The 24,163-nt window shown below is 39.8% G+C and carries 33 protein-coding genes; 13 read left to right on the plus strand and 20 right to left on the minus strand.

All coding sequences use genetic code 11. The annotated features are described in order from the left end of the window. Positions 1-24: 24 nt before the first annotated feature. Both J2Z82_RS08450 and J2Z82_RS08455 read right to left on the minus strand, forming a co-directional pair. A complete protein-coding gene (locus J2Z82_RS08450) occupies positions 25-879 on the minus strand; it encodes a TetR/AcrR family transcriptional regulator (protein WP_209480368.1) in 855 nt (284 codons plus the stop codon). Positions 880-1,121: 242 nt separating this feature from the next. Beyond that, the gene (locus tag J2Z82_RS08455; protein ID WP_209480369.1) at positions 1,122-1,622 is read right to left on the minus strand and encodes a competence protein ComK; all 501 of its coding nucleotides are present in this window, start codon (positions 1,620-1,622) and stop codon (positions 1,122-1,124) included. A gap of 118 nt (positions 1,623-1,740) precedes the next feature. Here J2Z82_RS08455 and J2Z82_RS08460 point away from each other — a divergent pair, with 118 nt between their 5' ends. The 12 genes from J2Z82_RS08460 (at position 1,741) to J2Z82_RS08515 (ending at position 6,552) form a co-directional block, all read left to right on the plus strand. Next, the gene (locus tag J2Z82_RS08460) at positions 1,741-1,929 is read left to right on the plus strand and encodes a YjfB family protein (protein ID WP_092491486.1); all 189 of its coding nucleotides are present in this window, start codon (positions 1,741-1,743) and stop codon (positions 1,927-1,929) included. A 250-nt stretch (positions 1,930-2,179) separates the two neighbouring features. Further along, positions 2,180-2,659, plus strand: a complete 480-nt coding sequence (locus J2Z82_RS08465) for a hypothetical protein (protein WP_209480370.1) — start codon at positions 2,180-2,182, stop codon at positions 2,657-2,659. Positions 2,660-2,752: 93 nt separating this feature from the next. After that, positions 2,753-3,019 (plus strand): gas vesicle protein GvpJ, encoded by a 267-nt coding sequence (gvpJ, locus tag J2Z82_RS08470; RefSeq protein WP_209480371.1) that lies wholly within the window; start codon positions 2,753-2,755, stop codon positions 3,017-3,019. A 65-nt stretch (positions 3,020-3,084) separates the two neighbouring features. Further along, complete coding sequence (gene gvpO, locus J2Z82_RS08475) at positions 3,085-3,354, plus strand: gas vesicle protein GvpO (RefSeq protein WP_209480372.1); 270 nt, start codon at positions 3,085-3,087, stop codon at positions 3,352-3,354. Between the two features lie 65 nt (positions 3,355-3,419). Beyond that, a complete protein-coding gene (locus J2Z82_RS08480) occupies positions 3,420-4,181 on the plus strand; it encodes a GvpL/GvpF family gas vesicle protein (RefSeq protein ID WP_209480373.1) in 762 nt (253 codons plus the stop codon). Beyond that, a complete protein-coding gene (locus J2Z82_RS08485; RefSeq protein WP_209480374.1) occupies positions 4,178-4,417 on the plus strand; it encodes a gas vesicle protein GvpG in 240 nt (79 codons plus the stop codon). Before J2Z82_RS08480 ends, J2Z82_RS08485 begins: the two co-directional genes overlap by 4 nt. Then, positions 4,410-5,219, plus strand: a complete 810-nt coding sequence (locus J2Z82_RS08490) for a GvpL/GvpF family gas vesicle protein (RefSeq protein ID WP_209480375.1) — start codon at positions 4,410-4,412, stop codon at positions 5,217-5,219. The genes J2Z82_RS08485 and J2Z82_RS08490 overlap by 8 nt, the downstream gene beginning before the upstream one ends. Further along, positions 5,216-5,461, plus strand: coding sequence for a gas vesicle protein (locus J2Z82_RS08495; protein ID WP_209480376.1), 246 nt, complete (start codon positions 5,216-5,218; stop codon positions 5,459-5,461). The genes J2Z82_RS08490 and J2Z82_RS08495 overlap by 4 nt, the downstream gene beginning before the upstream one ends. Then, entirely contained in the window at positions 5,448-5,738 is a 291-nt protein-coding gene (locus tag J2Z82_RS08500; protein WP_342453613.1) for a gas vesicle protein K, read from the plus strand. The genes J2Z82_RS08495 and J2Z82_RS08500 overlap by 14 nt, the downstream gene beginning before the upstream one ends. 13 nt (positions 5,739-5,751) lie before the next feature. Continuing rightward, entirely contained in the window at positions 5,752-6,042 is a 291-nt protein-coding gene (locus tag J2Z82_RS08505; RefSeq protein WP_209480378.1) for a gas vesicle protein, read from the plus strand. 22 nt (positions 6,043-6,064) lie between these two features. Further along, on the plus strand, positions 6,065-6,292 hold the full coding sequence (locus J2Z82_RS08510) for a YtxH domain-containing protein (RefSeq protein ID WP_209480379.1): 228 nt from the start codon (positions 6,065-6,067) through the stop codon (positions 6,290-6,292). After that, a complete protein-coding gene (locus J2Z82_RS08515) occupies positions 6,289-6,552 on the plus strand; it encodes a hypothetical protein (RefSeq protein WP_209480380.1) in 264 nt (87 codons plus the stop codon). The genes J2Z82_RS08510 and J2Z82_RS08515 overlap by 4 nt, the downstream gene beginning before the upstream one ends. 53 nt (positions 6,553-6,605) lie before the next feature. On the opposite strand, the gene J2Z82_RS08520 is transcribed toward J2Z82_RS08515, so the two are convergent. The 6 genes from J2Z82_RS08520 to mreB all read right to left on the minus strand — a co-directional run bounded on the left by J2Z82_RS08520 (position 6,606) and on the right by mreB (position 10,755). Next, complete coding sequence (locus J2Z82_RS08520) at positions 6,606-6,908, minus strand: hypothetical protein (RefSeq protein WP_209480381.1); 303 nt, start codon at positions 6,906-6,908, stop codon at positions 6,606-6,608. Positions 6,909-7,051: 143 nt separating this feature from the next. Then, positions 7,052-7,471: a 3-hydroxyacyl-ACP dehydratase FabZ gene (gene fabZ / locus J2Z82_RS08525; protein WP_209480382.1), complete on the minus strand. Its 420-nt coding sequence runs from the start codon at positions 7,469-7,471 to the stop codon at positions 7,052-7,054. 134 nt (positions 7,472-7,605) lie between these two features. Then, a complete protein-coding gene (locus J2Z82_RS08530) occupies positions 7,606-7,959 on the minus strand; it encodes a DNA-directed RNA polymerase subunit beta (RefSeq protein ID WP_209480383.1) in 354 nt (117 codons plus the stop codon). Positions 7,960-7,988: 29 nt separating this feature from the next. After that, positions 7,989-8,819, minus strand: coding sequence for a flagellar hook-basal body protein (locus J2Z82_RS08535; protein WP_209480384.1), 831 nt, complete (start codon positions 8,817-8,819; stop codon positions 7,989-7,991). Positions 8,820-8,829: 10 nt separating this feature from the next. Then, positions 8,830-9,633, minus strand: a complete 804-nt coding sequence (locus J2Z82_RS08540) for a flagellar hook-basal body protein (protein WP_209480385.1) — start codon at positions 9,631-9,633, stop codon at positions 8,830-8,832. A 120-nt stretch (positions 9,634-9,753) separates the two neighbouring features. Then, entirely contained in the window at positions 9,754-10,755 is a 1,002-nt protein-coding gene (mreB, locus tag J2Z82_RS08545) for a rod shape-determining protein (protein ID WP_209480386.1), read from the minus strand. Between the two features lie 245 nt (positions 10,756-11,000). Here mreB and J2Z82_RS08550 point away from each other — a divergent pair, with 245 nt between their 5' ends. Next, positions 11,001-12,002 (plus strand): nuclease-related domain-containing protein, encoded by a 1,002-nt coding sequence (locus J2Z82_RS08550; protein ID WP_245251296.1) that lies wholly within the window; start codon positions 11,001-11,003, stop codon positions 12,000-12,002. Between the two features lie 75 nt (positions 12,003-12,077). Here J2Z82_RS08550 and J2Z82_RS08555 read toward each other — a convergent pair whose 3' ends face one another. The 12 genes from J2Z82_RS08555 to J2Z82_RS08605 form a co-directional block, all read right to left on the minus strand. Further along, on the minus strand, positions 12,078-12,299 hold the full coding sequence (locus tag J2Z82_RS08555; RefSeq protein ID WP_209480388.1) for a hypothetical protein: 222 nt from the start codon (positions 12,297-12,299) through the stop codon (positions 12,078-12,080). A 195-nt stretch (positions 12,300-12,494) separates the two neighbouring features. Continuing rightward, a complete protein-coding gene (gene spoIIID / locus J2Z82_RS08560; protein WP_342453614.1) occupies positions 12,495-12,779 on the minus strand; it encodes a sporulation transcriptional regulator SpoIIID in 285 nt (94 codons plus the stop codon). Between the two features lie 408 nt (positions 12,780-13,187). Next, positions 13,188-13,316 (minus strand): hypothetical protein, encoded by a 129-nt coding sequence (locus J2Z82_RS19585; protein WP_280922985.1) that lies wholly within the window; start codon positions 13,314-13,316, stop codon positions 13,188-13,190. Between the two features lie 77 nt (positions 13,317-13,393). Continuing rightward, positions 13,394-14,431, minus strand: a complete 1,038-nt coding sequence (locus tag J2Z82_RS08565; protein WP_209480390.1) for an AimR family lysis-lysogeny pheromone receptor — start codon at positions 14,429-14,431, stop codon at positions 13,394-13,396. A 221-nt stretch (positions 14,432-14,652) separates the two neighbouring features. Continuing rightward, a complete protein-coding gene (gene spoIIQ / locus J2Z82_RS08570; RefSeq protein WP_209480391.1) occupies positions 14,653-15,540 on the minus strand; it encodes a stage II sporulation protein SpoIIQ in 888 nt (295 codons plus the stop codon). Positions 15,541-15,795: 255 nt separating this feature from the next. Beyond that, a complete protein-coding gene (gene spoIID, locus J2Z82_RS08575; RefSeq protein ID WP_209480392.1) occupies positions 15,796-16,926 on the minus strand; it encodes a stage II sporulation protein D in 1,131 nt (376 codons plus the stop codon). Positions 16,927-17,053: 127 nt separating this feature from the next. Next, a complete protein-coding gene (locus J2Z82_RS08580) occupies positions 17,054-18,070 on the minus strand; it encodes an ABC transporter ATP-binding protein (RefSeq protein ID WP_209480393.1) in 1,017 nt (338 codons plus the stop codon). A 2-nt stretch (positions 18,071-18,072) separates the two neighbouring features. Continuing rightward, positions 18,073-19,014 carry a C40 family peptidase gene (locus J2Z82_RS08585; RefSeq protein ID WP_342453615.1) on the minus strand — a complete coding sequence of 314 codons (942 nt, stop codon included), beginning with the start codon at positions 19,012-19,014 and terminating at the stop codon, positions 18,073-18,075. Positions 19,015-19,040: 26 nt separating this feature from the next. Further along, entirely contained in the window at positions 19,041-20,135 is a 1,095-nt protein-coding gene (locus tag J2Z82_RS08590; protein ID WP_209480394.1) for a mandelate racemase/muconate lactonizing enzyme family protein, read from the minus strand. Between the two features lie 21 nt (positions 20,136-20,156). After that, positions 20,157-21,077 carry a S66 peptidase family protein gene (locus J2Z82_RS08595; RefSeq protein WP_209480395.1) on the minus strand — a complete coding sequence of 307 codons (921 nt, stop codon included), beginning with the start codon at positions 21,075-21,077 and terminating at the stop codon, positions 20,157-20,159. A 411-nt stretch (positions 21,078-21,488) separates the two neighbouring features. Continuing rightward, positions 21,489-23,132, minus strand: a complete 1,644-nt coding sequence (locus J2Z82_RS08600) for a peptide ABC transporter substrate-binding protein (RefSeq protein ID WP_209480396.1) — start codon at positions 23,130-23,132, stop codon at positions 21,489-21,491. Positions 23,133-23,155: 23 nt separating this feature from the next. Next, a complete protein-coding gene (locus J2Z82_RS08605) occupies positions 23,156-24,160 on the minus strand; it encodes an ABC transporter ATP-binding protein (RefSeq protein WP_209480397.1) in 1,005 nt (334 codons plus the stop codon). Positions 24,161-24,163 lie beyond the last annotated feature (3 nt).

The raw sequence follows: 24,163 nt of genomic DNA on the forward strand, positions 1-24,163 counted from the left end.
TGATGTAACTCCTCTTCTATTAATTTAATCAAGCAAATCGATATGTAATATTTTTGCGATCTCTTCACATTCTTTTTCCAGTTCCGGAATTCGCTGAAAATGAACCAGCAATCCTTGGACCATCATGTATTGCGGTTCGTCTTTACTTATTTCTTTTAAAATAATATCAATTACATCAATCAGCTGCTCGACTTTTTCATGAGGCAACTGAAGCTTGTGGACTTTTTCTTTAAGATCTGCTAATTGCTGCTCGCCATCCCGATACAAGTTGGCAATAGTTTCTTCCGTGATTAGCGGTATCTCATCACGGTCAAACAGACCACTCACAAGATCATCGATACGCCTTACAAGGTATGCACCTATTTTCGTCCGATCAATAGCGATGTCATCGATAACAATCCATTTAAAATAGCCATTCATCAGACCATCCAGCTGAATACTTACATCTACTAAATAGGGAGTGACTTTTTCGCCATATATATCGCTTATATTTTGCCGCAGCCAATAAAAATTTTGCATTTTCATTTGCCTGATAAACGTATCTGTATCTTGCCCAATTGAAATATTTTCTCGAAGCTGCATCGTAAGAAAGTCCTTGTACTCGTATATGTACGCGATAATGACTTCTATTTGTTTCGCTAAGCTTGTGCGGGGCTCGAGATTTTGTTCACTGACATTTTTGATTTGCTCGGTAATCTCATCATGGTAAAAATGAAAAGCTGTTGTGATGAAATCCTCTTTCGACTGAAAATATAAATAAAATGCACCTTTGGAAACGCCCGCTTCAGACGCTATTTCCTGAATTGATGTCTTATGGTAGCCCTTCTCAGCAAATAATTTCATGCCTGCTTCAATGAGCTTCATTTTTTTCTCATTCATTTAAACACCTGTTTCGTTATACGATTTAATTGCTATTTGGTTTCAAATTCCAATTTCCTAAAAGTTGGTAAATATAAATGCTGTAAGTAACTGAACTTCCGAGTCAGCTACGTCCAGTCCATACGGCGCTAAACATGCGCTTGTGCTTTTGGTTGCCACCAAACTAACCGGTCAGTCACTTTTCCTATATTACATTATACAGAGTTATTTTGACAAGAAAAAAACTCCCGGATTTCGGAAGTTTAATAAAGATTCCACGGTAATGAGCGTTTGCCAAAAAATATCGAACGATTTAATTGAGCAATAACCTGACTTGTCCGTTTGAATTGGAGGTCAAATGATTTTTCTGACGTGTTAACATATAGGCCTGTACCGTCATTAAATACGATATATGTTTGGCCATCGCGCTGTTCATAACCTTTGATTTGATAAAAGGAAAGCCACACGCAATCTTTATTTTTCGTTGACGATGTGGGCAGCATGAAAACACCTTTGCCCGGAATAATTGGAACAGGAACCTTACTGTTAATCTTAAGAATATCTTTCACTGCCGCCCGCCGTCCTTCAAGTGTTGAACCGTACAATAAACATGTATGATCAATGATTTGCTCCGGCCTATGGATCGAGTGCGATTCGCGCTGTGTCTCCAAAATTCGTGACCGGTAATACGAAGAATCATGCGTTAAAATTGCCTTTGTTTGCTGTGTGATTATGTATACTGATGATGAAATACCATCCTCCATTAACTTCCCCCCCCGGTAAGTTATAAGCATATTGTACTATGTTTTACCAATATAATCTATTTGATGTTCACATTTGTACGATTTTTGTCGATAAAAGAAGCGTAAGGAGGCTTGTGAAATGGATATAGCAGCAATGTCTGTTGTCTCAGCGAATCAACAGGTACGTTCAGATGCAAGTTTGGCTGTCATGAAAAATGCAAAAGGGCTTATGGAGCAACAGGGCCAGCAACTAATTGAAATGATGCAAACGCCTCAAGCTTCAGCGCCCCACCCATCTCTCGGAAGTTCGATTGATGTAAAAGCATAGCCTTTTGAAAAATCCTCTGCATGAGCGGAGGATTTTTATTTTGCCAAAATTTTTTCCAACCCCCCTTCATATAAAAAATAATATGATTGTAATATTTGTCATATTTTTTCTTGGAATCCCCATCATTTACAGATTTTCAATTCATTTCTCCTTAATATCTTAGTTAAATTATTCCAATAGTATATATTACTCAGTTTCACCTTTTATAAGATGGGTATCTAAACACCAAAGAGCGTAAGGGAGGTTTTTGATGGATCAAGAACAACCAACTGGAACTACTATTGCGGCTGGTTTAACAGCTGTTGCAGCTTCATCTCTTGCAATCCCTAAGGTTCGAAAAAAAGCTAAAAAAAAGGTACCTCAATTATCAAAAGTTTTAAAACGAGCAGATAATCCAAGTGACCTTAAGGATGAGGCTGAAGTAGAAGTAAAAGATGAACTGACTTCTAAGATGCAGGAAAAATTTCAGGATAGCCTGCAATCTATGGTTCACTCAAAAGCAAAAAGCATGGAAAAAAAAGCACAAGAAGGACTGCTTCAAGTACGAAGTAAACTAGCAACTATTAAAGAGGCTGGAGAAGAATTTCAAAGTGAGCTGAAAAGCAGTAACTCAAGAAAGCTGGTCCCTGGTGCTAATGATATTAAGGGCGTTAGTTCTATTAAAAGTTCCACGAATATAAAAAGTTCAACAAACATTAAAGGCCCGCAACATATCAAGCATCATTCCTAAAATACTAGGCTTATCGTAAAATTTTATCAGCAAAAGGCTTAGTTGCGTTTATGCGGCAAGAAAGTACTTTAAACAACAGAGAGGAGTTTTAACATGGCAATTCAAAAATCTACAGAAAGCTCAGGATTAGCAGATGTCGTGGACCGCATTTTGGACAAGGGTATTGTAATTGATGCCTTTGCTCGTGTCTCCGTTGTAGGAATTGAATTAATTACAGTCGAGGCACGAGTTGTTGTTGCAAGTGTGGACACTTGGTTACGCTATGCAGAGGCTGTAGGACTCCTGCGTGATGAAGTTGAAGAAGATGGTTTATCCGATCGTCTATCTGCCCGCAGTGAGAGTGTTGAACAAGGTGCTTAATTGAAATTCATGGAGCCAGGGGCCAAACCCTGACTCCTATTCCATTTTCAGCGAGGTGATTAAAGATGCAGATCCTGGATGAAGTTACAGATTTCTTTAACAACTATATCACTCCTCCCCATAAAATAATTTCCGTCAAAAAACAAACGGATGAAAGTGAAGAAGAATGGAGAGCTTTAGTCGAAGTAATTGAAGAAAAACAATATATGAAAAGATATGCGAATGACCAAATGGTCGGACTCTACGAAGTATTTTTAGACGCGGATCTGAATGTGACCGGCTTTTCCCGGATTAGTTTACGTTATCGCAGTGATCTGGAAGAAGATACAGGCTGACTATACGAAAATTCGATATAAACCGGAAAGTACCAAAGGATGAGCATTCGACAGAGGAGGTTGATATGATGGATGGTATTTATGTGTTTTGCAGTATTCCGAATGGTGATGGTTTGCCTGATTTGGACTCGATTGAGTTTGAAGATGTGAAACGGGAGGTTTATACGATTTCTTATCAGGATGCGGTGATGGTTGTTGCTGACATGCCAATGCGGATTTACCACCCAAAGAAGGAAAATCTGCTGATGCACCAGCAAGTGATTACAGATGTTATGGGTAAGGTCGATTCTGTGGTTCCGATCAGTTTTGGTAACATCTTCAAATCAAGAGAAGATATTGTAGCTTTACTAAAAAATTTATATCCGCAGCTTATTTCTCTATATCCGAAAATCAGAGGAAAAATCGAAGTTGGACTTAAGGTAATCGGGAAGAAAGAATGGCTTGAATCAGAAATTAACAAGAAGCCCGGCATACAGAAAAAGCAGAAAACCGTTAGAGAAAAGTCAGAAGCTGCAGGATATTTTGACCGGATTGAGCTTGGTGAAATGGCACAGGATTTTTTTAAGAAATTGCAATCCAAAGTGGAGGAAGAAATCCATGATGCTTTAACCCCTATTGCTGAGTCGGAGCAGGTAAACGAACCAATTGGAGAAAAAATGCTTCTAAATGGAGCATATCTGGTTGATCGGGAAAATGAGTCGCTTTTCGATCAGAAAGTTAATGAGGTGTATGAGGCATGGAACGATAAAGTTGAGTTTAAATATACCGGACCATGGCCTGCATATAATTTTATCAATATAAAACTTAAGGTTGAGGAACCATCATGATTCATAAATTGTTCACCTCTCCTATCAATCTTGTAGTCAAAATTGGAGAAAAGGTACAGGAAGAAGTTGATAAGGAACTTTATGACCTTGAGCATATTCAAAAAAAACTCGCCCACCTGGAAATGATGTATGAATTAAATGAAATTACTGATGAGATGTATAAGGAACAAGAAAATGATCTGATGAACCGATATGAAATAGCTAAAAAGCGTGAAGTGGAGCAATGGTATGAGTGATTTAATTTATGTATATGGAATTATAAACGAAAACCAAACCCCCCCTGTGTTTAAAGGAATTGATGGAGAGCGCGATGCTCACACAATTTCCTTGGGAAAAGTAGATGCTGTTGTATGTGATGTAAGCCAACAGGAATTTGGTGAAGAAGCCCTGCAACAAAAGGTTGAGCAGGCAGATTGGCTACATGAAAAAGCATTCCATCACCATGAGGCTCTTATGAAATTATATGAGTACTGCACCGTTATTCCCATGAAATTTGGGACGATTTATAAAAGTTTTGAAAACCTGGAGAGGACAATTGCAAAACATTGTGATCAGCTTATCGAATCACTCGAGGTGCTTGTTGACAAAGAGGAATGGAATTTTAAAATATATTGCAACAATGAAAAGCTGCGTGAAGGTATAGCTATTCATAATCCAACCGTAGAATCAAAAAAAGAAGAAATTGCCGGGTTATCACCAGGACGCCAGTATTTAGAGAAACGAAAGCTTAGCCAACTTGTTAATCAGGAGCTAGAAAAGGAAAAGGAGTCATTCTCCACATTGGTGCATGATAGCCTTCAAGCATTTAGTGTTTCAAGTGAAGTTAAGAAAAACTGGAATAAAGATGTAACAGGAAGAAATGAGGAAATGTCCTGGAATAGTGTATATCTTATCCAGAAGAATCAAGTGGAAAGCTATTTAGACCATATTAAAGAACTTCAGAAGAAATGGGAGGACTCAGGTTGGATGCTTGAAGCCACCGGACCGTGGCCAGCGTATCATTTTGTTGCTTTACCAAAAAGTGAGGGAACACGATGAATACACGAACAGAATTCGAAAACAAAGATGTTGCTCTCATCGATATTTTGGATGCTGTTTTAGATAAGGGTGTCGCGATTAAAGGGGACCTTATTATCTCCATTGCTGGAATTGATTTGGTTTATCTTGATTTGCGCGTACTTGTTTCTTCTGTTGAAAGTCTAATGCATTCATCAAGAGATGGACTAACTTCCGAACAATTTGATGAAGAAAAGGAGGAGCTTAACCGTGTCATCAGCTAAACTCGATGAGAAAAACAGCAGAATAAACCTGGACACTCAAAATGCGGAACAAGGCCTTTCCCAGCTTGTCCTAACTGTAATCGAACTTCTGCGTCAGCTTGTAGAAAGACAAGCACTGCGCCGGGTTGATGGTGGCACATTAACCGAAGAAGAAATTGAAAAACTTGGTGTAGCCCTTATGAACCTGGACATTAAAATGGACGAGTTGAAGGAAATTTTTGAGCTTAATGATGAAGATCTAAATATAGACCTCGGACCATTAGGAAACTTACTTTAACAGGAGGATAACAATGTCTATTGAACAATCATCACAATCAAACAGCCTTGTTGATGTTCTCGAAACGGTCCTGGATAAAGGGGTCGTTATAGCGGGAGATATTCGCGTCGGCATTGCAGACATCGAACTCTTATCGATCAAAATAAGGTTAATTGTTGCATCTGTCGATAAAGCTAAAGAGATTGGGATGGACTGGTGGGAAACAGACCCTTATCTAAATTCCAAAGCATCGCAGGACAAACTACGCGAAGAAAACGAATCCATGCAAAAACGACTAGAAGAATTGGAAAATCGATTAGGATAAAAACAAAGAGGAGGAATTTATCATGGCAAAACAAACTAAAAATACGTTAAAACAAAAAGAGGTTGTTACAGGAACTGTTGTGGGTGCACTAGTTGGAGCTGTTACAAGTCTACTGCTTGCTCCAAAACCAGGTAGGGAAATACGTACCGACATTACGAACAAAGTAGAATCTGGAAAAGAAAAAACGAGACAAATTAGTGATAAAACCAAGGTTAAGCTAGATGACTTTAAAACAATTCTAAACAGGTGAAGGAGAAATTCAACCGTAAGAATAATGAAGACCCTGAGCCAGCCAAGGAAGAATTTACAAGCCAGAACCCTGGTGAGCTTCATTCTGAGAAGATGGCTGAGGCTCAAGGAGATGATAACAAACAGAGTGAAACTAAACCTAAATCCACATCCAGTAAGAAAACGACTTCCGGAAATAATAAAGGTTCCGGTTCAGCCAAGAAGAGCAACACTTCATCACAAAACAAAAAGCAGACTGCAGCCACTTCAAAAGCTAAATAAATTAAAAATCCCCTATATTTTGATAAGGGGATTTTTAATGGTGTGGTGAACAATTAGTTATCGTCTTCGTCATTCATTGTATCTTCATTTCCATTATCCATGCCATTATTGTTATCTGTATCAGTGTCATTGTTGTTACCATTACCATTCATGTCACCATTTGTTCCGCCATTCTCGTCTTGATTCATGCCGCCATCCTGATTGTTCTCGTCTTCATTCATATCACCATTATCTTCCTCTTGATTCAATGGTGCCTCATCCTCAACAGGGTCCTCCTGCTCATCAGTTCCACATGCAGCAACTAGTGACAATGCTAATATTGGCGCACCAAATTTAATTAGTAATTTCCTTTTCATGATGTTTCCCTCCTTAAATTGTTCACTATCGCCTATAGCTTATCCATTTTCTAAAAAGTGATACTCGATTTAAAGAATTTATTGCGATTAAATAGATAATGCTAAAAAAATTCCCCACATACGTAGTGTGGAGAATTCCAATATTATTGAATAGCGAATGTAATTTCAGCTTCACAGGCGACTTCGCCATCGACTGTTGCGACAGCTTTTCCCTTTCCAATTGGACCTTTTACTCGAATAATCTCAACGTCCAATTTCAGCTGATCACCTGGCTTGACCTGACGTTTGAATCGGCATTTATCCAGTCCTGCCAGAAAGCCAATTTTGCCTTTATTTTCTTCGATCCCAAGCACAGCAATTGCTCCAGCTTGTGCTAATGCTTCGACAATTAAAACACCTGGCATAACAGGATAATTTGGAAAATGTCCTTGGAAAAATGGTTCGTTTGTGGTTACATTTTTAAGTGCGGTAACACGCTTTCCTTCTTCCATTTCGATTACTTTATCGACTAGTAAAAACGGGTATCGATGTGGAATTGTTTCCTTAATTTGTTCAGTATCCATTCGTATCTCTCCTTTTCTTTTTTGCCTTTATTATAGCAAAAATCATTTTTTTTAGTACAAGCATTACGGCGAATGTAGTTGTTACAGTGCTCTTTTAACTGCTAAAATAAGCATATCCATTCGAGTGGATATGCTTACTCTCTTTTTATTACAATATCGATAATGTGCTGCCACGTTTCCATTTCCAATGCGTCGCTAGGATTGCCCTCTCCGATAATCCCATAACCAACCATTAACCCGGCCGCTAATGCTGCTGCACATACAATAAGCACAACAATAATCCGTGCCCATATTGGAAAAATACGGCGACGTGGCTTCTTGTTTTGTCGTTTTTCTATCTTCTGTTTTTTCTTCTGCTCTTTACGCGTGGATTTGTCTGTTGATTTTTCATTTTCCCGCTGCTGGGTAAGTTCTTTTTCCTGATCAGCAGACTGCTTCTTACTTCTTGTCTTTTTTTCAACAGGTTTCTCCGTTTGTTTTGTTGGCATGGTTTCTTTCTCCTTATATCCTTTGTTACTTATCGAAGCTGATTGACGAGTCCCATCATCTGATCACTCATTGAAATTGTTCTGGAATTAAATTGATACGAACGTTGTGTTGAAATCATGTCCGTCATTTGCTTAGAAATATCTACATTCGAATGTTCTAAAGCTCCACTTTTCAATACATCGGTATTCGGGGCAACCGCTTGAATTATTTCATTAAAATTAAACCCTAATTCATCCAGATTTGGCATACGAAATGCATTTTCACCCGTAGCTTCTAACAGTCTAGGTCGTACCGCTTCAGCAATTGCTAGATTACCAACATTTTCCGTTTGGTTCCCTCGTTTGACTGTAATTTGCCCATCAGGCTGGATATTAATCGCATCGAAGCCTTCTTCAATAACAATTGGTCCATTTTCTCCCATTACTGGGTTGCCATCTTTTGTCGTCAGCATAACCGATTGATTATTATTGACCGGGCTTAAATAAAATGATCCATCACGTGTATATCGAGTTTCCGCATTGCCATTTTCGGTAACCTGAATTTGATATAAATGATTTTTTCCGAGTAATGCAGTATCCAACGCACGATCTGTCTCGGTGATCGACCCTGGTGCAAGATCAATATTGACCGAACCAAGCTTGGCACCTGACCCGACTCGCACTCCATCAGGGGTTAAGCGTCCTTCGGCATTGGCAGGATTTGTCATGTTATTGATTTGCTGAAATAACAATGAGGAGAAATCTGCTTGGCGTGTTTTATAGCCGGTTGTTTGGCTATTTGCCATGTTATTTCCAATCAAATCCAGTTTATTTTGCAGCTGATTCATTGTTACTGCCGCTTGAATCATCGTTCGTGACATAGTATCCCTCCTAGCCTAGTCGGCCAATTTCGCTGACTGCTTTCCCCATACTTTCATCATAAGCCTTCAACACGCGCTGGTTCGTCTCAAACATTCGGTATGACTCCATCATTTGAGTCATCGACTGTAATGCATTGACGTTGGAACGTTCTAAAGCTCCTTGTTGAACATTGAATGTTGCACCAGCAGGTACTGCACCTGCTTCACCATTAAATAGTCCATTTCCTTCTTTGGCAAAATCATTTGCGTTCGCAGTGTACGCAATACCAAGTGGAATAGTCTGCCCATTAACTTGAAGTTCGCCTTCCTGCGTTACATCAAATTCCATACCGTTCGTCTGAATTGGATTTCCAGCCTGATCTAATACGTAATAGCCCTGGTTCGTTGTGAGAAATCCTTCTCCATCAACTGTAAAATTCCCATTACGTGTGAAGCGCTCTTCCCCATTCTCGTTTTGTACAGCGAAGAACAGACTACCTGTTTCATCTGGAAGTTGTCCATTCACAAGCGCCAAGTCTGTTCCAATACCCGTTTCCCGAATATCGCCTTGTTTAAAATTAGGGACGTCTTCATGCACGTATACTCCGCTGTTCATGGACCCAATTGGATTTTGCACTGGCAAATTCAACCCGTGCGTAGTCGGGATGTTTTTTTCACCCATTTGCTGCATCAACATCTCCGGAAAAGCACGTAACGTCGGCTGATCCGCTTTATAACCCGGTGTATTAGCATTGGTAATATTATTTGAAAAAGCTTCCTGTGCACGTTGCTGCGAAATCATTCCGCTGGCTGCTGTATAAAATCCTCTAAGCAAAATTTTCAACCCCCTTAAAAAGTGGTTATTTCAAGAAGTTATATAATGTAATTTTCTATTGTTAAGAACGATTACTAAAGCTTTCACTACAAAAGAGTGAAGGAAAGCCAAGTTTTCTATTTAACCAATTTTTTTCCGTTCAATTTTATCGATATTCTCTAACATTATGCCTGTACCTTTTGCGACACAATTCATTGGCTCTTCTGACATAAAAACAGGAACCTTTAATTCTTCGGCCAACAGCTGATCGATACCGTGGATTAGTGCTCCGCCACCTGTTAAAATGACGCCGCGATCGATAATATCCGCTGATAATTCTGGAGGTGTACGCTCAAGTACCAGTTTAGCACCCTGCGTAATTAATGAGACAGGCTCACGCAGTGCTTCTTCAATTTCATCAGAATAGACTGTAATTGTGCGCGGCAAGCCAGACACCATATCACGCCCGCGAATGTCCAGTTGTTCCTGGCGTCCACCTTTGAAAACAGTCGCTACATTTATTTTAATTTCTTCTGCTGTACGTTCACCAATCAGCAGTTTGTATTCTTTTTTTATGTATTGAAGAATTTCAGCATCAAACTTGTCCCCAGCCATTTTAATCGATTCAGCTGTGACGATATCACCCATGGATAGTACTGCTACGTCAGTGGTTCCTCCACCTACATCAACAACCATATTTCCGCTCGGCTGGAAGATTTCCATGCCAGCTCCAATTGCTGCAACTTTAGGCTCTTCCTCAAGGTAAACCCGTTTACCCCCAGATTTCTCAGCCGCTTCTTTAATCGCTTTTTGCTCCACTTTTGTAATATTTGTCGGGCAGCAAATAAGCATTCTTGGCTTAGAAAGAAAACCTCTTACATTAATTTTATTTATAAAATGCTTTAACATAGCTTCTGTAACATCAAAGTCAGCAATCACACCATCTTTCAATGGACGAATGGCTTCAATATTTCCTGGTGTACGCCCAACCATACGACGCGCCGCTTCGCCTACTTCAAGCACACGACCTGTATTACGATCCATCGCAACAACAGATGGTTCGTCTAAAACAATTCCTTTACCTTTTACATGTATCAACACATTGGCAGTTCCAAGGTCGATTCCGATGTCCCTAGAAAACATTAATTTAGATCCTCCCTGCTACAATTACTTTCTCGCATCTGTAAGAGAACACAATGCTACTAATATTATATTTTACCACAAAAGTCCACATATAACTGCAAATTTTGAAAAAAAGGTAGTGAATTTTAATCATAATCATGACATACGAAGCAGGATATTCGTCTTTCCTGTCGAATTTATATTTATTAAGAGAAAAGGAGTGGTTTCCACTGAGTGCAAAAAATAGAATTAAGAATTATGACCTCTTGACCTACGAAGCTGTATTTCGGCAGCTGCAGGATGATTACTGGAAAAGTGATAGCATCATTTCTGGTTATAAGAAGGAGAAGGCCGGATTCGATGGTGAAAAGAATGTTGATTATAAACTCTCCACCTATCCACAAAAGAATTTCTTCAGTTTTCTCGGTATTCGTCTTCCAAATCCTCCATTTCATTTTCAAATCGATACACTCATATTGACTCGAAAGTTGATTTATATCTTAGAAGTAAAAAATTATCAAGGCAAGTTCCAGTATGACTCCAAACTGCAACAATTGACACAGGAAGTCGACGGAAAAATTACAGCTTATAAAGATCCCATTTTACAGGCTGAGGCCCAAAAGACACATCTGCGGCAATGGCTGGAGAAACATGGAGTCTACAATGTGCCAATAGAGACACTTGTTGTCATTGCATTCCCTTCAACTATCATTGAAAATATCCACCAAGACCCAGAAATTTATAAAAAAATTATTCACAGCGAAAGCTTGCACCAGCATTTGAATAGACTTAGTGAAACGTACACGAAAGATATTTTGACGACATCGACAATACGAAAACTTACGAAAGCGCTGCTACATGAGGATCAACCCCTTCGCACAAACATACTCGATTATAACAATTTATGCGAGCAGCAACTGATTAAAGGAGTTCCTTGTGAAAAATGTAATCACTCTCCAATGTTGCGGTTATATAAAAAGTGGCTATGTCCGAGATGCAAAGCTACTGCTGTCAAAGCACACGAACGGAAGATATTAGATTATTTTCTTTTACATGGCGATATCATTTCGAATAAACAGTGCCGCGAACTTCTTCAGGTTGGTCCTAGGACCGCATATACAATATTAAATTCAATGAATCTCAGCCACAAAGGTAATAACAGCGCAAGAAAGTATTATTCTCCCTCTTTAAATGAATTCCCACAAAATTCATATCTACCTACAAACAGACAGAGACATATGCTACTTTCTAATTTACGAATAAAGTGACACCACACATAATAGAATGTGCTTCTGTTGATGTTCACGGTGCTTCTGTTGATGTTCCGGCTCTTATGTTGATGTTCACCGTGCTTCTGTTGATGTTCTCGCTCTTCTGTTGATGTTCCAGCTCTTCTGTTGATGTTCACGCTCTTCTGTTGATGTTCCAGCTCTTCTGTTGATGTTCTGGCTCTTCTGTTGATGTTCGCGGTGCTTCTGTTGATGTTCTCGCTCTTCTGTTGATGTTCCGGCTCTTCTGTTGATGTTCGCGGTGCTTCTGTTGATGTTCACCGCAATTACGCACAATTTCGACCCTAAATCCCGAAAATCAACAAAACAGGAACCCGGCCATGACTCGGCTGGGTTCCTGTTCTGTCCTTCTGTGAAGTGGAAAACTCTTGCTGTGTATTCTTTTGCTGTCGCTCCACCACCTCCTTTAGGATAGGGATGTTGTTTGTCAGGTTCACTCTCATGTAAAGTAATATTCCCCCTATATAAGTATCACCCGACTGGTTTGACTGTGGAGTCTTCCGTTTTTTGATCTAGTCTGTATTTGTTACGGGTTGCTTCTCCTCCACGGAGATGGCGGATTGATTTGTGGTAATCGAGTATGCTTTTTACTTCGTTGTAGAGTTCTGGGTTTATTTCTGGTAATCTCTCTGTCAGATCTTTATGGACTGTGCTTTTAGAAACACCAAATTCTTTTGCTATCACTCGGACGGTTTTCCTCGTCTCCACGACATATTTCCCTATCCTGATAGTCCTCTCTTTGATGTAATCGTGCACACCGTTCGCCTCCCTAAGTTGGATATTTCCGAGGTGTGGATCGAGACAAGGTGATACAATTTTCATGCTGCTCACTTATCTACTGACAAATACTCATGTGCAGCTGCTACTATGATTTTGTTATGAACATGGACAAAATGGTCCGTGTTATATGATGTTTTGTCTATGTAGTGGGTTTTTGTGGTGGGTAGATGGAAAGCTACACAAGCTCTCACCTCAGACTTTTCTGATTGCTTGGTTTGTAATATTTTATTAATGTACAGCGAGGATTATGATTAAATTTACATCTTTTGGAGATAAGGACAAGAAGTATTTTTCAAAAGAGCTTATTAAAAAGAAAATAGGGTGTTCATCTTCCATCGAAAATCACTTTTTACCGTGTTTTTTCTACAAAATTACTTTAGATAATTAATCGAGGCCGCCTAATTCTGGATCATGATAATTTGGCTGTTCATCGATTGCGAGTTCATCAAAATCAAATGAGCTACTCATTAATATCAATAAACTAATACCTGCAATAGCTGCTAACTTTTTCAATTTTTCTCCTCCTTTATGTTTACTATTAAATTACACCCTATTTTCGAAAACACTATTTATAAAATTACTTTGGGAGATTATGCACCCATTTCACGGATTGATTGTAGTGGTAGTCTGCTGAAGAAATAATCACTTCGGTTCTCAATAAAGCTGTTATATGATTGAAGAAGGATGTTTTTATCTTGTTTTGCAAGTCCCAGATAGTACATCTTAAAGGGACTATCTATTGGAACCTCACTTAGAATGGATTCTGCTTTTGCATTATTTCCCTTTGCAATTTCAATATGGGCTTGTTCGCTTTTATCTGTAGATGTCACTCCTTCTACCTTCTTGAAGTGTGCTGATAAAAATGGAATATTTTTTTGTTCAGTTACTGTAACATCTGTTCGCAAATCATTTTTTTTAGCTATTTTCAATGCTTCTGACATATGATACATACCTTGAAAATAAGTGTCGAAAAGATAGGAAAACCCAAGATTTGTATGTACATTTATTTTTGTTTTTGGACAAGTAGTATCATTTAGAACTCGAAATGCATATTTTCGTGCCATGATCACTTCATTCCGTATTAAATAAAAGACAAATAAACTTTGATTTAAACGTATTTGGAATAATGATAGCAAGAATCTGTCCTCTATTTTTTCAAACAAATATTGCTGTTTTTCAAGGGAGTTACCGAATTGACTATAATCATTCATACTGTGATATATGTTGATTTTCACGAACTCCATTAAACATTGCAGTGCAGGCTCGTCCGTCACTATATTCCCTAATTGTTTTATTGTTTCACTCGGGGGGTATCGCTTATATTTCCGGTCAATGGTCACCTGGTACACTGCTGCCCATTTTTGATTGGAAGTACAATCAGATGCTTTATTTTTATTAATCAATTTCTGCAAATCATCATAAAAGCCGTTCATATATAGGAATTCCATGCCTTTTTTGCTAATTTCATTTGATGTTGTTTGCAGGCAAAAATTACGGACAAGCCGATCTGCAGTTTGCTCATCATGTTCTTGTTTTAATACTTGTAAAACTTGCTCCAATGTATACTGATCATTACTGGCCATTGTTATAATAGAGTTAGGCATTAAATCTGCTTTGGAAAAGTGCATTGTGGGAACTCCTTTCTAATCATCTATATGATAGGCAACACTGCATTTACCTAAATATTCCGTCAATTATCTACAATAATTTTATGTACTAAGGATTATATTACCACATATTTATCACATAAAAACCTTAATCGTTCGACATATTTCGCGCCATGGCAGGGATTATTTTTAATTGGCAAAAAAATAACCCTAGTAGTTAAACTAGGGTTTGCGTTAATAGATTACGCGTCATCTTCTGAGGAAGACGAATCGGATGTATCATCCGTTGAATTTTCACCTTCAACATTTGAGTTTTGACTATTTTGGCTTGATGCATCTTCAGCACCTGTACCTGACTCTTCTGTGCTTTCTTGTGTTCCATCAGATTCAACACTTTCTTCTTCCGTTGCTTCTGATTCAGTACCCTCGTCTTCTGTTGAAGCTTCATCCAGTGCGCTTAATGGTTGGTTGAAAAATGATTCTGGATTAACTTCTTTTCCATCTTTTCTAATTTCAAAATGGACGTGTGTACCACTTTCCTGACCAAACATGTTTTCTCCAGCGTTACCAAGAACATCGCCTTGCTGAACCTTGTCACCAGATTTAACGTTGACTCCCTGCAAACTCGCATAATAGGTTACAACATCATTTTCATGCGATAGTGCAACAACGTTACCTAGCAGTGGATCCTCTCTAACTTCTGTAACTGTACCGCTTAACGATGCTAACACATCAAATGTTTCACCGTCTGCGGATGCAATGTCAATGCCTGTGCTTTGGTAAAAACGATTGTTAAACATGACCAATGCATTTTCCTGTTCCTCTTGTTCTGCGTTGTAATCATAGAAATTAGTTACGATTTCTGCTTGATCTTGGTTTACGACAGGCATCTTAATGACTTCCTGTTGATCCATAACGGATTGTGCATCCTCATCATGTTCTGCTGGTGTATATGATTCTGAACTTTGATCATCCTCTGTTTCCTGAATCTGATTGTCCAGGTTTTGATACCATACCACCACCGATAGAAGAAGCGCAGCAATCGTTAAGTACACTGCTGGAAAAAACCACTTCTTGCGAAAAATTCGACTCCACTTGTTTTTTGGAGTACCGTTGTTTTCTTCTTTCATATTGTTATCACCTCAACAACCATTCTGAGCAGAAAAAGGAAATTCTATACATTAAATGAAAAAAATTTCTTGTTTTAATGTATTTTTTGAATTATTCAGGGTAAATTAAGCATTTATTGGCAGCACAGTGGCTATTAATAGACTATTTTGGTATATTCATTGATTTATTTTTGAGCGGTATAGAGCAGTTCATATGGAATACTTCAACTTCCATAAAAAAAGCCCCAGGATGTATTTCCATCCTAGAGCTTCATATTATTTAGCTACTAATGTTGGTGCTGTTTCATCAAGTGGGTTAACTTCTATACCTTTGTAGTAGTACTTGACGATTTCCTTGTAATTCTTACCTTCTTTAGCCATTCCGTTTGCACCGTATTGGCTCATGCCGATTCCATGTCCGAAACCTTTTGTTGTAAAGATCAAATGGTCATTTTTTTGCTCGATGGAAAAGTCGCTTGATTTTAATTCTAGTTTTTCACGGATTTTCCGCCCTGAATAAGTTTGGTCTGCCATTTTCAATTTGTCGACACGGTTGCTTTCTGTCCGGGTAATTTCCATTGCAAGTTTTTCATTGTTTGGCAAATCTACCCCCAGAAGTGATTCCACTTCCTGCATGGTAAATATTTTTTGGTCTAGAAACTTTGGTGAGTTTTTATCCCATGGACTTTTCACACTGCGTAAATAGGGTACTTCATTTTCCCAGTAATCCTCGGAATTCTCGGTATAACCGTTACTTGTTGAAAAAAAGGCTATTTGGATTGGTGCATTATTATAGGTTAGAATTTCTCCTGAGGTTTCTGAAACTGCTTTTTTTATCTTATTTATTTTCCAGCTATAGTCACTGCCCCATTCTTCCCTAAGCTCTTTGTCATTATGATAAACCTGATCGTATATGGTGTCGGTGACATCTGAGCCCTTTGAATTACCTTGCTGCATAAGATGATTGACGATGAATGTCCTTGCTGCTAGCGCTTGTGCCTTTAATGCCTCAATTTCAAATTTAGCTGGCATTTCAGAAGCCACTACACGCGAAACATATGTCTCGAGTGGTACATCCTCGACAGTTTCGGAATTAGCCCGCATTACCGCAACAGAGAATGGTGATTTTCCCATTGTAATTTCGACTTGTTCAGGTGTATCATTTTCAACCGTCACATTCTTCTCCCCATCCTTTGCAACAAACGGAACAACTACTAACGTCGGAATGACTAGAATGATGGTGATCAAACTTGCAAAAAATAAGATGCTTGGAACTTTCCACGATGTGGGTGTCTTATTGAGGTTTAATGGTTTCTTTCTTTTCTGAAGTAATTGCAGTTTTAATGTTTCACTTTTGCGCTGCTTTTTCTTTTTCCAAGCTTTAGGAAGGTTTTTATTTTTTTTCATTAACTGCCTCCTTACCAATATGATTAGTATTGTGCCTATTGGGACTCATTTCTAGCATTCCTACTATTAAATTTATACAGTAATCGAAAACAATAGAACTAGATAATGAAAAAAAGCCTGTGCAAATTTATCGCTGCACAGACTCAGCTCCGACTCTACTATTTTTCTCTTGTTCTTCCAATGATTCATCATATAGGTGGCAAGCGACATAATGATCTTGTTCAACTTCTCTCCATTCCGGGACTTTCGATGAACATACTTCCATCGCCATTGGACAGCGTGTGCGGAATACGCAGCCGCTCGGCGGGTTAATCGGGCTTGGCAATTCGCCTTCCAGGATAACCCTCTCTCTACTGTCTTCAATATCCGGATCTGGAATTGGGATAGCTGATAATAAAGCCTGTGTATATGGATGGAGCGGTTTTTCATAGAGTGCTTCACTCGCCGTTAGCTCAACCATGTTCCCTAGATACATAACACCGATGCGATCAGAAATTTGTTTAACCATTGATAAGTCATGGGCAATGAATAGGAATGTGAGCCCTTTTTCTTCCTGTAGCCTTTTTAACAAATTGACCACCTGTGCCTGGACGGATACATCCAATGCGGAAATAGGTTCATCCGCAATCAGGAAATCCGGATTTAATGCCAATGCACGTGCAATACCGATCCGCTGACGCTGCCCACCGCTGAATTCATGCGGGTAACGATTAGCATGGTCCCGATTCAGCCCAACCTCTTCCAATAATTCATAAACGCGATCGAGTTGTTCGCTTTTATTTTTAAACATACCATGCACTTCCATTGGCTCGGCAATTACTTCTTTAACCGTTGAGCGTGGGTTAAGCGATGCATATGGATCCTGAAAAATCATTTGCATGTTGCGGTAGAATTTAAATCGTTCCTGTTCATCCATTTCATGAACGTTCTGTCCATCATAAATAACATCGCCTGAGGTTTTTTCATAAAGGCCCATGATGGTGCGTCCAGTTGTCGATTTTCCACAACCGGATTCCCCAACAAGCCCAAACGTCTCCCCTTTGTTGACGTGAAACGTAACGTTATTTACAGCTTGTAGGACTTTTCCTTTACCCATTTTAAAATATTTGTGCAGCTCGCTAACTTGTAAAATTTTCTCATCCATTCTTATTTCTCCTTTGCTTCCTGCCAGTATCGTGTGGCAGCACAAAGCTCTTTTTCATATACAGTTCCACTGAGATTAATGATTTCAATGCCTTTTCCTGTTTGTGGGGAATGAAGCATCTTTCCATCGCCATAATAAAATCCGACATGGTGCAATCTACCCTTTCCCTCTTCATATGCAAAAAACAATAAATCGCCTGGTAACAGCTGATCATATGGGACTCTTTTCCCTGCCTCTGCCTGATCACCAGCATCACGAGGAATCTGATAGCCATTTGCTTTATGCATCGCATAAGCAAATCCTGAACAATCATAGCCAAATGAACTCATGCCACCCCAAAAGTAATCAAGCCCTACATAACGCTCTCCATCTTCAACAAGTTTGTGACCACGTTGTTTGTCCAAACCTTTAATTGTAGGGAAAACAGTTACGGCTGAATTTGGTAAAAACCCGGCTCCATGCGGTGTATTCACTTTGACTCGGTCACCCGTCTGTTCAATAACCGGCAGAGACGTCATGTAACTGAGTTTTAAGACATTGTGGCCATTTTCAGATTCAAGCCACGCTTTATCATCGACTACCGCTGCAGTCTGATCGGTTTGCCAATCCTGTTGATTGACTTGTTTAAGCTGTTGCATCGGAACCCACCCCGGATAACCACGGTCATCCTTTTTAGATGGCTGTGTTGGTACGACAACATGTGCCCAGTCATCTTTTGTTTCGGTAATGATAACTGCCTCGCCATATAGTAATTGAGATTGCACGCGATTTTCATCACATAGGGCTACATTTGTTTCGTATGTTAAACTATCAATCCACTTATCTATGTTGGTTGGGTTTGTAATGCCCGGGGTATCTAACGTACGTGCGGATGTTGGTGAAGTCCACACTGTAGCCACTTGTACCGCCGTTACCCATAATTGATCAAACGTTTGATTAATCACTTATTTGCTCCCCCTTTTGCTACTTATTAATCCACAATAAATTTATCATTAATTTTCTCAATTCCTAAACCAGTGCCAACCCCTAACTCAATATCACTTTCCTTATATGTGATTCCGCCCTCGATTAAATCTTCGGCAAGCATTAAAGGTGCATCAAAATCATATCGGTTTACATTAGGCTGACTTGCAGCAAAATGCGCAGCTGCGGTAATTCCAATTTTAGTTTCGATCATGCTGCCAACCATACATTCAACCCCGTAAATATGGGCTAGTTTGGCAATCCTCAATGCTTCGTGAATGCCTCCTGCTTTCATAAGCTTAATGTTTATTAAGTCGGCAGCACCATTTTCCAGCACACGTTTTGCATCATGGATTGAAAAAACACTCTCATCAGCCATTATTGGTGTTTGGGTATTTTCCGTTACATATTTCAACCCCTCTACGTCATGTGCTTTAACCGGCTGTTCTACTAGCTCAACATCAAGACCGAGGTCCTCCATCTTCTGAATCGCACGAACAGCTTCTTTTGCATGCCAGCCTTGATTTGCATCGAGGCGAATAAGCGCGTGACCTCCGATGCGTTTTCGAATTGCTTTGATACGTTCAATATCTTTCTCGATTTTATCCTTGCCGACTTTAACCTTTAATATGGAGAATCCGTCATGGATATATTGCTGTGCATCATCAGCCATTTCATCAGGTTCGTTTACACTGACTGTATAGTCCGTCTCTATTGTACTGGAATAGCCGCCAAGAAATTCGGACAGCGGCATACTGGCTTGTTGTGCAACGCAATCGTAAATCGCCATATCAACTGCTGCTTTAGCACTTGTGTTTCCAACAGCACTTTTATAAAGCCTTTCAAAGACCTGCTCACGGTTCCGTAATGATTCTCCAAGTAATAACGGTTTGAAAATTTTTGTGATCGCATAGTTAATACTTGGTAAGCTATCGCCTGTTATGACATGTGTTGGCGGTGCTTCACCATAGCCAACGACACCGTTATCACAGGTTACTTTGACTACAACAGACTCGGCAACAGTCACTGTTCGTAACGCAGTCTTAAACGGTTTATGTAATGGTATTGCTATTTGAAATGTTTCGATGTTTTGTATATTCATAGATTTGACTCCTCCAGTAACTTACTTCACTCCTGCATCGACAGTGAGTGTTTTCTTAGCTGTAGACAATTTTGCCGATGTGCCAAGTGGTACTGAAAAATGCGGGAGGCAATGGCCAATTTTAAAGCCTGACATCACCGGACATTGAAGGTCGGCAAAATAATCATGAAAAACCTGTTCCAATGAGAGCGAGGGTTTTTCTTTTTTTGGTTCAGCTTCGGCAAAATCCCCAACAATAATTCCCGCTGCATCAGTAAGTTTTCCGGCAAGTTTTAACTGGTTCAGCATCGCATCAACTCGATACGGCTCCTCTCCTATATCTTCTAGTAACAGCAGTTTTCCTGTTGTATCAATTTCATATGCTGTACCTAACGTGCTAATCAGCAGGGACAGGTTTCCCCCAACTAACGCGCCTGTTGCTTCGCCCGGGACAAGGACTTGCAGTGAGGAAATATCTTCTGTGTAGAATAGTTTCGCAGGTTTAAATAATTGCTGGATTAAGCGTGCGGACAACGAATCAAAATCAGCATCCGCAATATCAGATGCAAGCATTGGACCATGAAACGTAACAAGGTCAATTGCTTGGCGAATCGTCGTATGTAAATAGGTTATGTCGCTATAGCCCCAAATGATTTTCGGATTTTGTTTAATTAGCTCGTAATCAATATCCTTGGCGATTCTCCCTGTACCATATCCACCTCTGGCAAAAATAATTGCCTTAACACTAGTGTCAGCTATCATATCGTGAAAATCAGCTAACCGCTGTTCATCCGTTCCAGCCAAATAGCCGTGAACTTCATCAATATAATTTCCCAGTCTGATGTTCAGGCCCATTTTTTCAAAAAAAGGAATAGCCCGATTCAAGCGTTTCATATCAGCTGGGCTTGCTGGTGCAATTACACCGATCGTATCACCATAATATAAACGTTCTGGAAGTATCATTAGAATACCTCTTTCTATAGTCTAAATTTTAAAGTGGAAAGAAGGGGTGGCCCGGCATGAGCCATTCCTCCTTAACACTTAATAGATTGTCGCTCGAGTTTGGGTGCTTCTCGCTCGAGTTTTGCTGCTGTCGCTCGACTTTTGCTGCTCCTCGCTCGAGTTTGGGTGCTCCTCGCTCGACTTTTGCTGCTTCTCGCTCGACTTTTGCTGCTTCTCGCTCGACTTTTGCTGCTCCTCGCTCGAGTTTGGGTGCTTCTCGCTCGAGTTTGGGTGCTCCTCGCTCGAGTTTGGGTGCTGTCGCTCGACTTTTGCTGCTCCTCGCTCGAGTTTGGGTGCTCCTCGCTCGACTTTAGCTGCTTCTCGCTCGAGTTAGGAGCTTCGTCGCTCGAGTTTCATGAAATAAGATGCAATCTATTTCTTATCTGCCCATTTAAGTTCTAAATAACCTACTGGATGGCGCACAACTCCAGTCACGTCATCTTTATAGATAAACACTTGGTTATAATAATGAATTGGGAAAATAGGCATTTCTTCAGCTAGTAAGCTCTCCGCTTCATACATTAATCCCCAACGCTTTTCTTCATCTGTTTCTGTTTTAGCCTGTGAAATCAACTCGTCATATTTTTCGTTTGACCAGCCAGTACGGTTCATAGTTGAATCGGTAACAAAGCTTTCCAGGAAGTTTACCGGGTCGCCATAGTCAAATATGAATGAGCTACGTGACAGCTGGTGTTTCAATCCTTTTTGATCTTCAAGGAATACGTTCCACTCAGTGTTCTCAAGTGTTACATCAACACCAAGGTTTTCAGTAAACATATCCTGTAGTGTTGCAGCGATCGCTTTGTGTGACTCACTTGTGTTATACGTTAATGTTACAGGTGGTAACTCGTCATAACCTTCTTCGGCCATACCTTCTTCTAGTAATTTCTTAGCTTGTTCAGGGTCAAAATTCACAAGATCACCATTGGCTTCACGGAATTCTTCGCCACTCGGTCCTGTAAACCCAGGTGATACAAAGCCTGTTGCCGCTTTTTCTTTATTTTTTGTTACATAGTCAACAATATCTTTCTGATTAACCGCTAATGCAAATGCTTTACGGATCTTAGCATTCTGGAACGGTTCTTCTGTCACATTAAAGCGGTAGAAATAAAGTCCAGCTTGTTCCTCGATAACCACATTATCGCCATCCAACAGCTCTTCAGCCATGTCTGGTGGAATATTTGTCATATCAAGCTCATTGCTTTCAAACATTTGGTACTCGGTATTTGTATCATTAACCATTGCCCAATGTACTTTATCCAATTTCACTGTATCTTTATCCCAATACTGATCGTTCTTTACCATAACCATTTCACTATCGTGTGACCATGATTCCAGTTTGAATGGTCCGTTAGCTACAAATGTTTCTGCTTCTGAAAACCATTCTGGGCTTTCTTTTGCCACTTCAGCATTTACCGGGAAGAATGCTGGATTCGAAATAACTTGTAAAAAGAATCCTGTTGGTGCGGTTAGAGTTACTTCAAATGTTTTTTCATCTACTGCTTTTACCATGACATCATCAGCAGATCCTTCACCACTGTTATATGCTTCGCCACCTTCGATAAAGTAGCCTAGGAATGCAGCAGGTGAACCAGTTTCAGGATTTAACAGTTGCTTCCATGCATAAACAAAATCTTCTGCTGTTACAGGGTCCCCATTTGACCAGTTTGCATCCTCACGAAGATGGAATGTGTACGTTTTATCACCATTCGATTTTTCCCAATCCTCAGCCATTGCTGGTTGTGGGTTATCGTCTTTCCCTAAACGTGTTAAACCTTCCATCAGGTTGTTCAAGACATTCCATGAAACTGAGTCAAAACCAACTGGTGGATTTAATGATGTAGGTTCTTCCCCATTGTTCATGTACAATACTTTTTCTTCACTTTCTGCCCCTTCACTGTTGCTCTCTCCCTCATTACCTTCATTGCCTGAATCATCGCCACCCGAGCTTGTTGTACACGCAGCTAATGCGATAATCGTTAATACAGAAATAAATAATAAAAACCATTTCTTCATAAGTTGTAACTCCCCTTTTGTTTTTATTTTGTTGCTGTACTTGCTAAAAGCTGTTTAGCCCGTTCATCCTGCAGCCAGCAGTCCACTTTGTGTGAGTCGCTGAGTTCAGTCTGATTCGGGTAAACTTTATCACACACCTCCATTGCAAATGGACATCTCGCTGTAAATGGACATCCTGCGGGAGGTGAGAATAAATCTGGTGGTGTTCCGTCAATCGGAATTAATTTTTCGCCTTGTAAATCTAGGCGTGGGACTGATTTAAGCAGCCCTTTTGTATATGGATGTTCTGGGTTGTAAAAAATTTCTCTCCTGCTGCCAACTTCAATTATTTTTCCAGCATACATAACGGCAATACGGTCAGCAATTTTGGCAACTACCCCAAGGTCATGGGTAATCAGAATAATGGAGACACCCGTTTTTTTCTGAATTCTATCAAAGAGTTCCAGGATTTGCGCCTGAATCGTTACGTCGAGTGCTGTTGTAGGCTCGTCTGCTATAAGCAGTTCTGGTTCACAAATAAGTGCCATTGCAATTACGATTCGCTGTCGCATGCCACCGCTAAATTGGTGGGGATATTGCTTTAGTCGTTCATCAGGATTTGGAATTCCTACTAAATCCATCATTTCAGTTGCTTTTGCCTTTGCATCAGTACTTGACGTATTATAATGTTGCCGTAACCCCTCAACAAGCTGTGTGCCAATTGTTAATGTTGGGTTTAATGCTGTCATGGGATCCTGAAAAATCATAGATATATCAAAGCCACGAATGGATCGCATTTCTTTTTCCGGAAGACTTGCTAAATCTGTTCCATTAAATGTAATAGTTCCGTTTGAAATTTTCCCTGGTGGATCTGGTATCAGGCGCATGATTGCATTTGACGTAACACTTTTTCCACAGCCTGACTCTCCAACGATAGCTAATGTTTCTCCTTTATTTAAATGGAAATTCACCCCCCGGACAGCTTTGACAGTTCCTCCATAAGTGGAGAACGTAACGTGAAGATTGTTTACTTCGAGTATTTTTTCCATCTG

The organism is Virgibacillus litoralis (genome assembly GCF_017873675.1).
Taxonomy (GTDB): domain Bacteria; phylum Bacillota; class Bacilli; order Bacillales; family Amphibacillaceae; genus Lentibacillus; species Lentibacillus litoralis.